General features: G+C 52.3%; 13 protein-coding genes. 5 read left to right on the top strand and 8 right to left on the bottom strand.

Annotation, left to right across the window (positions count from 1 at the left end; translation table 11 throughout):
- Positions 1-172 precede the first annotated feature (172 nt).
- From B9H04_RS08185 to B9H04_RS08210, 6 genes are all read right to left on the bottom strand, one after another.
- On the bottom strand, positions 173-1,762 hold the full coding sequence (locus B9H04_RS08185) for a type I restriction-modification system subunit M (RefSeq protein ID WP_085682596.1): 1,590 nt from the start codon (positions 1,760-1,762) through the stop codon (positions 173-175).
- A 51-nt stretch (positions 1,763-1,813) separates the two neighbouring features.
- Positions 1,814-2,470, bottom strand: a complete 657-nt coding sequence (locus tag B9H04_RS08190) for an HFX_2341 family transcriptional regulator domain-containing protein (protein ID WP_049931526.1) — start codon at positions 2,468-2,470, stop codon at positions 1,814-1,816.
- Complete coding sequence (locus B9H04_RS08195) at positions 2,467-3,273, bottom strand: hypothetical protein (RefSeq protein ID WP_049931527.1); 807 nt, start codon at positions 3,271-3,273, stop codon at positions 2,467-2,469. The genes B9H04_RS08190 and B9H04_RS08195 overlap by 4 nt, the downstream gene beginning before the upstream one ends.
- 3 nt (positions 3,274-3,276) lie before the next feature.
- Positions 3,277-5,391: an N-6 DNA methylase gene (locus B9H04_RS08200; RefSeq protein ID WP_049931528.1), complete on the bottom strand. Its 2,115-nt coding sequence runs from the start codon at positions 5,389-5,391 to the stop codon at positions 3,277-3,279.
- 465 nt (positions 5,392-5,856) lie between these two features.
- A complete protein-coding gene (locus B9H04_RS18050) occupies positions 5,857-7,536 on the bottom strand; it encodes a winged helix-turn-helix transcriptional regulator (protein WP_139835065.1) in 1,680 nt (559 codons plus the stop codon).
- A gap of 186 nt (positions 7,537-7,722) precedes the next feature.
- The gene (locus B9H04_RS08210) at positions 7,723-8,505 is read right to left on the bottom strand and encodes a recombinase family protein (protein WP_049931530.1); all 783 of its coding nucleotides are present in this window, start codon (positions 8,503-8,505) and stop codon (positions 7,723-7,725) included.
- 153 nt (positions 8,506-8,658) lie between these two features.
- Here B9H04_RS08210 and B9H04_RS18055 point away from each other — a divergent pair, with 153 nt between their 5' ends.
- The gene (locus B9H04_RS18055) at positions 8,659-8,856 is read left to right on the top strand and encodes a hypothetical protein (RefSeq protein WP_139835066.1); all 198 of its coding nucleotides are present in this window, start codon (positions 8,659-8,661) and stop codon (positions 8,854-8,856) included.
- A 190-nt stretch (positions 8,857-9,046) separates the two neighbouring features.
- On the opposite strand, the gene B9H04_RS08215 is transcribed toward B9H04_RS18055, so the two are convergent.
- Both B9H04_RS08215 and B9H04_RS08220 read right to left on the bottom strand, forming a co-directional pair.
- Positions 9,047-9,499, bottom strand: coding sequence for a helix-turn-helix transcriptional regulator (locus B9H04_RS08215; RefSeq protein WP_049931531.1), 453 nt, complete (start codon positions 9,497-9,499; stop codon positions 9,047-9,049).
- Positions 9,492-10,235, bottom strand: a complete 744-nt coding sequence (locus tag B9H04_RS08220; RefSeq protein WP_049931532.1) for a TrmB family transcriptional regulator — start codon at positions 10,233-10,235, stop codon at positions 9,492-9,494. The genes B9H04_RS08215 and B9H04_RS08220 overlap by 8 nt, the downstream gene beginning before the upstream one ends.
- Positions 10,236-10,392: 157 nt before the next feature.
- On the opposite strand from B9H04_RS08220, the gene B9H04_RS08225 reads away from it, so the two are divergent.
- Genes B9H04_RS08225 through B9H04_RS18060 form a run of 4 tightly spaced genes read left to right on the top strand, consistent with a single transcriptional unit; the run spans position 10,393 to position 13,077 of the window.
- On the top strand, positions 10,393-11,175 hold the full coding sequence (locus tag B9H04_RS08225; protein WP_049931533.1) for an apurinic/apyrimidinic endonuclease family protein: 783 nt from the start codon (positions 10,393-10,395) through the stop codon (positions 11,173-11,175).
- Positions 11,175-12,113, top strand: coding sequence for a CBASS oligonucleotide cyclase (locus B9H04_RS08230; RefSeq protein ID WP_139835067.1), 939 nt, complete (start codon positions 11,175-11,177; stop codon positions 12,111-12,113). Before B9H04_RS08225 ends, B9H04_RS08230 begins: the two co-directional genes overlap by 1 nt.
- Entirely contained in the window at positions 12,113-12,652 is a 540-nt protein-coding gene (locus tag B9H04_RS08235; RefSeq protein WP_049931535.1) for an SLATT domain-containing protein, read from the top strand. The genes B9H04_RS08230 and B9H04_RS08235 overlap by 1 nt, the downstream gene beginning before the upstream one ends.
- A complete protein-coding gene (locus B9H04_RS18060; protein ID WP_139835068.1) occupies positions 12,649-13,077 on the top strand; it encodes a hypothetical protein in 429 nt (142 codons plus the stop codon). Before B9H04_RS08235 ends, B9H04_RS18060 begins: the two co-directional genes overlap by 4 nt.
- Positions 13,078-13,079 lie beyond the last annotated feature (2 nt).

Genomic DNA, 13,079 nt, shown 5'->3' on the forward strand with positions numbered 1-13,079 from the left:
CTCGTCAAGAGAGTTGACGAGGAAGTTAAGAAGCTGGTCCTCGTGGATTTCACCGTCTGCTTGCTTGGTATTAGACACACCTTCAGCAAGCAGACGTCTCAACTAACCGGCTTTGTGATGTACTGAACCTCTTCGTAGCCCTCCGGAATTTCTGATTGCCCGACTGCTTCACTCATCGGTAATCTAACTCCTCCATGTACTCATTCAATTGCTCATCCGTCCGCTGTCGCTCCGTTTTCAGCTTATCAAGCTCATCCAATTTCTGGCTCACGTCGATGGACTCCTCAGGTGCTGTCGTGTCCACGTAGCGTGGTACACTCAGATTCCAGTCGTTTTCCTCGATTTCTTGGATATCAACGAGACGGCTGTGATGGTCCTCCTCCCGTCCTGTGAGGTAGGTCTCAGCGATGTAACCGACACCTTCGGAAGTTAGCCGGTTCTGGCTCGACAACTCTTCAAAGACGCGTACTCCGGACTCTCTGAGTTCTTCATCCTCTGCGTATATGAATTGAATTTTACCCTCTCTTTCCTCGGGCTTGTCCTTGTTGAGAATGACAATACATCCCGGCGACGAAGTATTGTAAAAGAGATTCTCAGGGAGTGCTATAACCGATTCAATCAAGTCATCTTCAATAATCGGCCTCCTGATTTTCTTCTCGGAACGAGACCGGAAGAGCAAGCCGTTATCCATAACGATGCCGGCTTTGCCCGTCTCTGAAAGAGAGGCAAGCATAAGTTGGACCCACGTCCAGTCACCCCGATTTTTCGGAGGCAGCCCGTATGTGAAGCGGTTATAGGGTTCATTATCTCCCACCCATTCTGCATTCCATTTTTTCTGATTCCACGGGGGGTTTGCGACTACTCGGTCGAAGACTTCCAACTCACCATGTTCGGTGATAAATTTCGGCTCTGTGATGGTGTCCCCCTTTGCGATATTCGCGTCCTGTAGCTCGTGTAGGAGAACGTTCATCTGACCGATGGCCCACGTGTTCAGATTCTTCTCCTGCCCGTAGAGGGAGATATCGTCTCGGTCGCCACCTTCGTCCTCGACGTGCTGCGCGGAGTAGACGAGCATCCCACCGGACCCACAGGCAGGGTCGTACACGCGGTCACCGGGCCCGGGGTCCACGCACTCGACGAGAAGCTGGACGACTTCGCGTGGCGTGTAGAACTCTCCGCCCTTCTTTCCGGCGTCGTCGGCGAACTGCCGGATGAGGTACTCGTACGCCCGCCCGAAGATGTCGGGGTCTTCGAGGTCTGCGTTCCGGTAGCGGTGCTTCGAAAAGTGCGTGACGAGTTCTTCTAGCGTCGAATCTGCGAGTCGGTCCTTGTCGTTGAAGTCGACGGAGGTGAGGACGCGGTCGGCGATGGCGTCGTTCTCGTCTTCGACCGCTTCGAGGGCCTTGTTCAGCGTCGCACCGATGTCACTGCTCTGTGCGGCGATGTGGCCCCAGCGAGCGCGCTCGGGTACCCAGAACTCTTCGTGTAGGTCGCGGTCGCCTCGAATCTGTTCGAGAAGGTCTTCATCGGGTTCCTCGTCGTCGCCGGTAAGCTCCTCGGCGATTTCGCTCGTCTCCTCCTCGAACCGGTCGTTGATGCGCTTCAGGAAGAGCAACCCGAATATGTAGTTCTTGTAGTCTGCCGCGTCGATACTCCCACGCAGAATATCGGCCGCCTCCCAGAGGTGAGATTCCAGCGTGTCGAGTTCGAGAGTCTCCCCGCCCTCGGTATACTGGAGGAGGCTCTCGTCTTTAGAAGCCATACTACCCTCATGTTCCATCGGCCGTTTATCTCTTTCTGGTGCCATTGGAAATCACTCCTCTCCTGTCCATTGGAGATACAGCTTCCCCACGTCAGTGAGGTACACGTGTTTGGTTCGCCCAGACGGTCGTCGTTCAACGAGTCCACGGTCCTCAAGTTGGTCCACGTGGTAACTGACCTTCTGGGCCGACTCTCCGAGCGCTTCCCCAATCTCACGCATTATCACGCCCGTTCTCCCCTCGTCAGCCCAGTCACCGAGCGTGACAAGGAGGTCTCGCTGAAGTCCTTCCACCTCGAACGTGAGTGGCTGCGTGGGTGCGGGAAGTTCCATGACGAGCTCGTCGATATCTTCAGTTCCGTCCTGTGGTTCAAGGACGTAGTAGGGCGTCGCGCCGATGAAGAACGCCGACGATGTCGCGCCTCCTGCGACGAGGTTTGTTCCGCCCGTGATATTGATGAAGAGGTCGTCTCCCGGGTGCTCTTTGGCGATACTCACGATGGGGTCCACGACATCCCGGAGGTCGAATGCGTCTATCAGACGGCTTTCGACATCGTAGCCAAACTCTTGGAGGTCCGCTTCCAGCTCTATCCCCTCGGACTCGAACGCGTCGCTGGTGAGGAGATAGACCTTGTCCGCGCCCGGGTAGGCGCGGAGCCCGCGCTTCACGTGCGATGTGGCGCGGCCATGAGGGATGATGTGGACGTTCAAGGATTGTACTTCCTGAGCGAGGTAGCTGTTCGGGCATTGTGGTAGCCCGTACTCTCTTTGTCCTCCAACTCAACGATATCTCCCTCATCAGGGAAGTATTTGGCAGAGTCGAGGTCAAAGTAGGTGTCGTCGCCTGCCTGCGCCTCGGGATAAGTGGTTACGAACCCCTTGGTATCGAACAGGTTGTGAATAAATCCATACTTCGGGCTATTGCCATCCAGAGCGCTCTCGCGGCTCATTAGCTCAATCTGTGACTTCCCCAGTATCTCCTGCCAGAGGCGGAGAATCTCCTCCATTGCGGTCCACGACAGAGTGAGGAACCCGAGCAACGAGGCTTCGGGCTTATCGGTAGCCGTCGGGATACCGTCTGGATGGACGATGACGACATCACGGTACTTCTTGAATTGGGTAAGAACGAACTCGAACGGAATGTCGGGCTGCTTCTCAAGCACGACTGCAGCATAGAGCTTGAACCAGCGCGTCACCGTTTCCAGACTGTCGTCTCTCTGCCCGTTGCGTTCGAGCTTGGAATGGAACCCCTGACATTCAATGATGCCGGAAATCAGCGTCTTCAGTGCCGTGTTGAGCCCTTCCGCCTCAAACCGGTCTGATAGAACTTCAAGCGTCTTGTCCTTCGTTCGCCCGTACTGGAAGTCAACCCTCGTGTAGATGTTCTCCTCGTCGGTCGGGTCAAGCCTCTCCTCCATGATGTCCGCCATAATTGCGTCGCACTGGTCCAGCTGCTCCTCCAGTACGGTCCCCTCCAGCAGGTCGGTTGTCCCGGAGTGCTCACCCCCACTCATCGTTTAGAACACCCCCTCAAAATCGACGGCAGTGTAGTCTCTCTGTTCGTCGTGGTACTCGTCCCGCCTTTTCTGAACCTCCTCTACAAGGTCCTTGAGTTCGCTATCGGAGTACAACGGAACGATAACATCACCGACTCTTCGCAGAGGGATGTACTGGATAGTAGCCCCGCGGCCCATGGACTCTATCTGCTGTTGCCCCATCTGTGATGCGAGGTAAGCAGCGTAGACCGCCGCCTCAGCCTCTGAATCGAATCGTATGATTGCCCAGTTTGATGAGGCAACGACCTTCTCGCCGGGGTGGTATACCTTCCCCGGTGTCCCCTTTAACCCAATTAGAACATCTGTTGAATCTGCGACGGGAGTGTCATCGTTGATGCGAGTCGTCCATTCGTACAGGTCCGCACTCAATTTGAGATAAGAGATGTCGGAGCTCGGGTCTTCATACGGTTCCACCTCCTCGCCGGAACGACGCGCACCTCCTTCGATTTGAGTTGCGACTTCTTCCAAGGGGGCGACGTTGTCGAATCGGTCGTGGAGTGCCCGCTGAGCCTCTTCCATTCCCAGAAGTTCGCTCGGCAGGAGGGATTCTGAACCACCCTTCACTGGTATCCTCTGCCCTTCGTTGTTCTTGACCTGCGCTACTGCTTGACTCAGCTCATCCTCACTACCCTCATCACAGACGACGCCCGTGAACTCGTTTGTCGGTTCCCCATGGTTGTCAACCACTATAACAGAGAGGCTGAATCTGGAGTCGAGGTACGGGAAGAGCTTGGCATCACTGAGCTCAATAATCCCACGAAGATTGTAATCTTGGACGACCTTCTTTCGAAGCCACGCGCTACGGACAGCCACTAGACTGATAGTTGGAACTATTGCAACTAACCGACCACCATCGGCCAATCGGTCTAAGGCCAAGGAAAGGAATGCCTCGTGTAACTGCACTCTCTTCCCTTCATCAATATACTCAAGAACTTCCTCAGAGGGACCTCCCCCGAGTTCGGGGCGTCCCCCAAAGGGTGGGTCAAGTACGATACGGTCGAATTCCGCCGCGAGATGCGGTCGGGTGCTGTCCTCCCCGTCGCCCGCGAATGTGCTTAGAGTGGTAGACTTATTCAGAGCTTGGCTATCCTCCCGAAGGGCCATCTCCAAGAAATCGGCTGTAACGTAGGTGCCGGACTTCCCCAGCAGGTCGTTGAAGAAGAGAGCAGTGTTGTTTACACCGCGATTCAGCTCTACACCGACGACCTCATCTGTATACTCGTTGGCCGCTCTTAACGTGTAACCCCAGCCCGATGCGGGGTCAAGGACAGAGTCACCGTCAGCGATATCGAGCAGTTCAACCAGACGCTTGGCAACCTCAGGGGGGGTAGTGAACTTCTCACCCTCACGGTCGAAGAAGTCTCCCATGAACGTCTCGTCGACGATTTTCCGTCGGATGTCGAGTGATGTGGACGCGAGGTCGTAGTTCGAGAAGACCGAAAAGACGGTTCTGAGTACGTGTGAGTCGATTGGTGCCTCGTCCGGCGCGTAAGACTCGTGGCGTTGTTGGATAGACTCGTCGAGACTCACGATGTCCTTTTCAAACGAGCCCTTGATGTCGACGGTAAACGATTCTCTATCGGCCTCATACTTTCTGTACAGCTGCTGAGCAAACTCTTTCGATACCTGCTGATGCCCTCTAACTCGAAGCTGGTCACGTATCCGCGCAACGAGGAACTCGAATATCTCGTGCGACCCGATGGGCTGTGGACCCGCGCTTGGTTCGTCGCCGATGTCTGGATACTCGGAAACGGGAACTTCGATTAGTTCGTCGTTCTGGTCTATCCGGAAGATATAGAGGAGGTCCTCGGAGACAATCGCACCGAACGGTGCCCCGGTTTTCTCGACGTATCTCCGAACTTGCTCGATATCCTCGGTTCTTCTGTGCGGGGTACTGAGACTGCTATACTCAATAGCGAGGAACGGAATTGTCCTCTCCTCGTCCTTGAATACGAGAAGGTCAGGTCGGAGGGATATTCCACTCTCCCCCAATGCTGGCTCACGGATAACACGCGACGCCCCGTACTTCTCCTCAAGTGCCCGCTGAACCTCTATGAGCGCCTCGTGTTCGGTCATGTAACTGAGGAAGCGGATACACTATTTAGAACTTTGCTTGGAATATCAAATTCCAGTTTGTAGTATTCTGTTGTATTCCCTCTAAGCTGAATCAGAGGGGAACATTCAAGAGTAGAACTAGTAGGGTGAATCCTAATCTTCCGCAGTAAAATCTGATATCGGTCTCTACACGTTAGGCGCAATAGCCTAAGCCCTACCCCACCAGAAGCGGCCCACCCATGGGCTCTTATTGGGGTAAAACCGACCCACGTCGGCGAGTATTCTAATCACAGGGACAAGAGATTCATACTTAGTTATATCCGTTCGGTCCAGATTAATGTCGAGTCACAGGTCATCCAGACCTCGTATGAGTGAAATCTCGATTGGAAATAACAGGATATCGTCTATTATCCCGTGGTAATTGGTATTGAACAGCGAGAATGAGAGAGCTAACGCTCAACGGGGGCGACCACGGAGTGACGACGGCTATTTCCGAATGAAGATGTCGTCAGGCGATAACCGCCCAGTCCTAATCTGCTTCATGATTTCCTCGGGCTCGTACTCCGTCTGCGTGAGACACTGCCAGTTCTCCTGAGCCTCATGTAGCTGGTTAGGCTCAATCTCTTCTCTAACTGAGTTTTGAGCTTCATTTTTCCCGGCATCGTCGCGGTCTGTGCGTCGAATTGAAGCCCGCTCTTTCACCTTTGAGAGAACATCACCGATATTCCGGGCTGACGGGACAACGAGCTTCCGAAGCATATCGCGTGACGCCCGAGAGATAGCGATGAAGGTGCGGCCACTACGCATCCTCTTCACAACACCCAGATTCTCTAACTCCCGCACGTGCTTGCGAAGAGTCTCTTGTGCGAGACCTGTTTTTTGAGCGAGAGCCTGATAGGTTACACCACTTGAGCCGTGCTTGGAGTGACTGCTCGAAAAGAGCAGTGAGGCAATGATATCGAACTTTGATTTCGTCCGTTTGTGGTACAATTCGCCGATGAGGGTATGTCGGAGTTTCTCGGACTCGTAATAGGTCCGTAATCCTCTCATATACTCAGTCGGCACCCGTGTTGTGACTGGCGGGCGCTCTTCTGGAGAGTAGTAATCATCCCCGATAAAATCCTGACACTCGATACCACTCCACTTCAGGAAAGCGTGTAGGATGGTCGTTGAAATTTGTACGAGTGACTCCAAAGCAGGTGCGGGAAACCATCCTAACAAAATTGACTCCGTCTTTGGATGTGCTAATGGGTTCTCTGGACTGACAACTTTCGCCGCCTTATGTTCGTAGGTCTTTACTGCGCAGTCATTCAGGTCAGTAGTGAACGTTTGGCCTCGATAAGTGAAGTCAATCTCACTCCGGAAACCCAGTAATTGAAAATCACTGCTTTGGACCCGATGGAGCAAGCTGTGGCCGCGTTCGTATAATACTACTTCAGAACAATCTTCGCCATCGTGAACGAGTAGGCTTCCCGCCTGACCAATCATTTCGTTGACCGCCATCAGGGTCTCTCGGTCGTGACGATGGTGGGTTTCAATTGTACCTACTCGTAGCGTCTCAAAAACAGTTTGTGAGAACACATTTGAGAGCCACTCAGAGTCGATGAAAGAACTAAGAAGTTCGAACGCACGGCACCAAAGTGTCCAGACATCTTTGCCGTAGGATGACTGAATCTGAATAAATGTTCCTTCAACGTGGGTCTCACCGTCCCAGCCTCCGGGCCACGTAAACTCATTCTCATCCTCATATTGAAGCCCCGAGACACGCTTCTCAAGGACAATACTCAATTTAGCAGGAACATCTGCCTTTATATCCTCTTCAGCATCAGCGTAACAGTTGATATGTAGCTTGGGTACTGGAATGTACTCGCCCTCGTTCACAGTTCCATACTGTGACGATGATGAAAACAGACCAACCTCAACGACCTGTCCATTAGTCCAACTGAATGATTTTCGAGCCATACGGTGAGGGCAATCTTTGTCTGCGTCTTTGCCTTGGTGCGTGTTGTTTGTACTCAAAACTCGTTTGCTGTGTTCGTACAGCCGGTTGTCATCGTTGAGTTGACCCTGTAGTTTCAACCCGTGGAGGATTGGTGCTGGATAGGTTACTGTGTCCTCATTCGAGACGGCGATACCTCTATGTTGGTCTGTTGCGTTCTTCTTCATGTCTTGCTGCTTCTCACGCCAGAGAGCCGCTGGTTACTGTGACGCGAGTCGCATACCAACGACCGACTCTACATCCGAGTAAATACGTTTCCTCAACACGAATTGTGAACTCAAGTGGATTTTGGAGAGAATCTCGACAATATTCCCGTCACAGGATACTGAAGAGTATATCAGGGTCTCCAGAGGTCACTCCTCAACACTGACTTTGGCTTCGAGGTCTGCGAGACGCTCTTTGAGGTCGCTCAGTTCACTTTGAGGGGTGGTCTCTTCACCAAGGGCTGTGGAAAGGCGTTCGTCGTCGGTGTCACCTGATAGGTAGAGCTCGCGACGTTCCTCGTCCTTGTGAATGCGGTCGAGACTTGACTGGGGGACTCCGTATGTGCGAGCAATGCTATTCACAGATTGCGTTGGTTTAAGTAGAACTGTTTCTATAGCTATCTGCATCGCGAGAAAGTTCTCCATGTCAATGACGAGATATCCGTCACTGTCAGTCGTGAATCCATACGGGGGACGACCAACCCATTTCCCAGACTCAATCGCTCGATTAACACCAGACTGAACCCGCCCACGAATCATCTGGAGTTCAAACTCCATTAGCCAACCAAACAACTTGCCAATAAGGGCATCGCCCACGTTCCCATCACCACTCAGATTGGGGAACCCGTCGCTCGTAGTCGTAAGCGCAACCTCATTCTCCACGCAGAGGTCGATAAAATCAGCGGTCGTGTTAAGTCGCCGCGAGATACGGGACATCTCGTAGGTTACCACGTGGTCAATCTCATCTGACTCGATATCCTCTGTCAGACGTTGGAAATCCGGGCGTGAATCATCAGCTCCACTTGCGATGTCGACGTAGACCTCGGCCTCTGCGAATACGTCACCACCAAGGAAGTCTTCGATTTCAGTTTGTTGTCGGTCGGTAGACTGTGTACTTGTAGATACACGGAGATAGACGGCAGTTACAGACATACTTTGAGTAAGGTGTATCCGTATATAACCGTGCCTGCTTTTGGGTAGCTAACTCAGAACTAATGTTTTTGAGTAGTTGTGTTGCTACGTGAAATCTAATATAACTGTGGAACAGTCCTTACAGCGTTCGTTAAAATAACGGCGCACAAAGACTTGTACTCCTTCATAAACGGTATAGGGGGTGAGATAGCTAAAGAAATAGCTGAGGCATTGGAAGCGTCCAACTCTGAGGGGGACCTCCGGCGATTTGAGGAACTCATGGAGAAGGATGTGGTACCTAGAGTGAGCTACGAGGAATTTAGTGAGCGGTACATCCCTGTTGGCCTAGGCCATAGAGAGGAATCATACTGACCTGAAAACTAAGTCCTCACAGTGTGTCTGAAAGAGTATGACCGAGCCGTCACTTGAGGATGCGGATGTGATGGATAACACGGTGTCAAAATGGCGATGGTCTCTGCTTGAGTGGCTTGACCGTCGCTTTAGAAGTGATGAGGATTAGCGATTGCCGGTCAATCTGAGCACCTATTAGAGAAGTCCTTGGTTACCAAACGCTGTTCTTCGCATATTCTGGGTACTCAGCGTAGACTTCGTCGATTAGGTCTGATAACACCATCTCATCATATTTCTCAGCAAGGGTCTTCGCTAGAGACCGTGCGGACTCAGCACTTGAATCAGCTTGCTGGTCTTTGACCCACTTTCGGCCTTGGTCGGTAAGCCGATAGTTATATTTCACTTTACCATCTTCCATATCTTCTTCTTCTACCTCGATTAATTGGGAGTCTTCAAGTGAATCTAAATCATCATATAGCTTCTTCGAAAATGGTCCATAGTCGTATGGAATGAAATTATAATCGGAGCTGTCAAGAGACGCTTCTGGGTCCTCTTCTAGCTCCTGTTCCATAAGGAAAACCAGTTTCTGGAGGCGTGTTCGTCCCTCAATTTCGTCTCCTTCACAGGCATCAAGAAGTGCCATTGGGAGCATTTTTCTATGCATTGGGAGTCACCTCACTAGCGTTCTTATATACCTCTTCGAAGTGCTTTGTGAAAATCTTTGCCGTGCCAGTATCGTAGAAGAGCATTCCCATATCCCCTTGATTGAGATTAATCAAGACCGTGCCTTCGTCACTCACGTAGAATGACGTTTCGACCTCGTCAGTCTCTCTAAAATCCGCGGCAGGAACCTCTTTAGCCACACCTTGGAGTTCGGGTCGACCTCCCCATCCGATGATTCGGACATCTACGTCATCTTCTGCCTTCGCTTGGAGTAGTTCCCTATCCTGCCCAGAGAGCCAGAATGTGCGTTCAAGAATCCAGATTCTGTCTTCAGCCTCCTCGAAGAGTTCACGTGCTTTCGTTGAGGTATCTGCAATACCAGTCGTCACCCATGCAGGATGTGATTGGGACTCCAGATTAAGGTCGTACGCGGGCTCCAACGCCTCAATCGCCTCCACGGCCATTCCTTCGAACTTTCGTTTGTTAGGCTCGATGAGCTTCCGAGGATTCTGTGCATCCCAGTTGGTCGGTTGAACGCCCTGCTTGACCACTGCGTCTTCGCTATGTAGCTTGTTCAGAGTGTCATAAACACGGCCCTGTGGAATCTCGGCTCGGACAGCAACGTCTGAAGCCTCCAGAGGTCCGAACCGGACGAGGACTCGGTATGCTGCCGCCTCGTACTGACCCCACTCCATTATTGTCTGGAGAGAGTTATCAAGGTCGTAACTATCCGGCATACTAACAACCACTATTATGGTTGTATATCAAAACACCGCTCAGTGTTTTTGTATAACAACGATTTGTGTTGTTTTACTCACGTTATATACCCCGCCCGCTCCTTTGTGACGGTGTAACGCGATATATGCAGGGACACGAGAAGAGCGGTGTTGTTCGATGAATCGTGGCTATCTGACGGGCGTAATCCCTCGGATAGAAGCGAAGCGGGAACATCTCGACCTCTCGTCGAGAGCGAAATCGATTGGGGCCGTGATGCTTGACTATCCCCATGCACGTCGGCTCGATGAAAATGGCGTCAATCTCGTGGATATCGATGCCGAGCTCATACTCACCTCGACAATACCAGACGAGACATTGGAGGAGTGGTTTCCTGCCCGTGAGCTAGCGTTCGCTAAGAGAGTCGGAGCAGATGCCATAGTTCCCTGCGACCGCCCGGTCTACAATCGTGACGCGCGTTCTCAACGAATCGAGACCGTCCAGACCTATGTGGCTGACTTGATGGAGTTTGTTCCAGAGTTCCAGAGTGCTGGTATTGAAGTGGTCCCCTTGGTCAAGGGCGAAACCGAGTACGAGCGTCGTCTTTGCTACGAAGCGTTCGCAGAGCTTGGTCTGACGAGAGTGGCCTACTACTGCGTCCAATACTTCAGCTACGGATTTCGATACAAGGCCCTGCTTGAGTGCATCCATCGCATTGCACGTGAATTTGAACCAGAGAACATGATGCTAATCGGCTTCCAATCGGAGAACTTGGTATCGGACTTTCCACCATGCGTGACTGGTGCGGCTGGTCAACGGTGGCTGCGAAAATTCAACCCTCGGAACGTGTCTGTCGAGAAAGCCGTACGTCAGTACGATGCTTGGAGTCAACAGGTTGAATCCGCTCTTGCGGTAGGACAGGCACCACTCTATACGTTCACGAACTCACGGGGGTGGGCCTGATGGGAACTGATATCGCCCCACCCGGATATCCCGGAAATCAGGATGAAGATGAATCTGAGCAACAGAATACAGGTCAAACCTCATTGGATGACTATGCGGATGAAACTGGACCCACGAACCGCCAAGGCAAGACGATTAACGAGCGTCGAGAGCGACTAGAGCAGATTCTAGAAGAGGAGATGGAGGTCGTCGAGAGCCATCAGTTCGGGTCGTTTACCCGAGGGACGATGGTGGGCCCACTTTCGGAGGACTCCGATACGGACGTGATGTTCGTTCTAAGCCGTGAAAAACACGGCAAGTGGGAACGTGGAGAAAATGGGTCGAGCAACTGCCTCCGGGCAGTAAAACGAGCACTGGAGAAACGATATCCCAATTCGAAGGTCAAAATCGACCGAAACGTCGTGAGTGTCCAATTCAGCGACTTCACCGTGGATGTTGCTCCGGCCTTCAAGGACGGAACTGGTGGCTACAAAATCCCGGACACGTACAGCGAAGGTAGGTCTTGGGTGCGCACGAACCCGCGAGGCTACAAGCAACGCTTCGAAGCAGTCGACAACGCCCGTGGCGGCAAACTCCAGAAAGTAGCCAGAGTGGCGAAGAAGCTCCGTGAGAATCGGAATGTTCCGGTTAGTTCGTACCACATGGAAGTGATGGCCTATGACCATGTACACAACCATCCCAACAAGGACGCGTCGACTGAGGAATTAGTCGAAGGGTTTGTTGAAGAACTCCCTCGCCGGATTTCGCGGGGGACTCGGGACCCCGTAAACGGTGACCGATTGGACTCGAACATGGACCGCTCGAATCGAAAAGAGGCTATCAGGAAGGCCAAAGCTGCTCGGAGACAGATGCGAGACGCAAGAGCCCATCGACAGAACGGTGACAATGAAGAGGCGAACGAGAAGTATGGCGATGCTCTCGGGGAGGACATCGACTAATGGACGGAATTCGAGATAAAATCCGCCATAGGGCGGAGAACAAGGCCGACTCAATCTGTTACACGTACAAACAGCACTTTGCAGCGGCCAACTTCTACCGTGCGCTTTCGCGCATATTAGATGCCGTTATGTTTGCTGCTGCTTCGTTGATACTCGCAACGAATTTCTGGGGTGTGATGCCGAATCGATATATCGCGATTCCTGCGCTGCTCATCGCCGGTATTACTGGATATCGGCGAGGTACGAATCTGGAAGACAGGGCAGAAGAGTTCCGCCGGTCAGCTCGTCGCTATCACGCACTCTTCGACGAGTACCGCGATTTCCTCGCAATCACAGTGGTCTCGGAAGATTTGAACGACGAGGAAGTTATGGCGAAGTTCGACCGACTCAGTGAGGACCGTCGCCAACTGAATCAGACGACGCCCGACGCAAATGGAGTCTGGTATCGGTACATCAAGTGGAAGGGCGAGGACAAGATTCGAGAAGAGATTACCACAACAACCGAAACGAGGGAAGCCCTCTCAGGGAGAAAAGGATGACACGTGGCCCCGCTGCTTCGAGCGCAACGATTGCAGAGGATGCGTTTGAAGGCAAAATTATTGCTGTTATTCTGATACCGGTCTTCCAGACGATATTCATTGAGATGGCGGGAGCGTTGAACGACGCACCTGCTACTGAACATGCGTTTGTCGACCCAGCAAGCTACGCGATGATGTTTGTCGGTGTATTAGGATTATTCAGTATCGGATTGACTGTCGCTTCGGTTGTAGGGTCCTATATTATCGCAGGAGTTCCGGGTGTCATCGCTTACTTCGTATTCGATTTGCTTGTAGCCGCCATTCTCAACTCTATCGCGGTCGCTACACTCTTGTTCGTTGTCGGTATTCCAACGTTTGCGCTCATCATCTGGGTAAATCGAATGGTCGGTCAAAACACACACCGTCGACGTGGATTTGGCAGGTAGCC

It is taken from the genome of Halorubrum ezzemoulense DSM 17463, assembly GCF_002114285.1.
Taxonomy (GTDB): domain Archaea; phylum Halobacteriota; class Halobacteria; order Halobacteriales; family Haloferacaceae; genus Halorubrum; species Halorubrum ezzemoulense.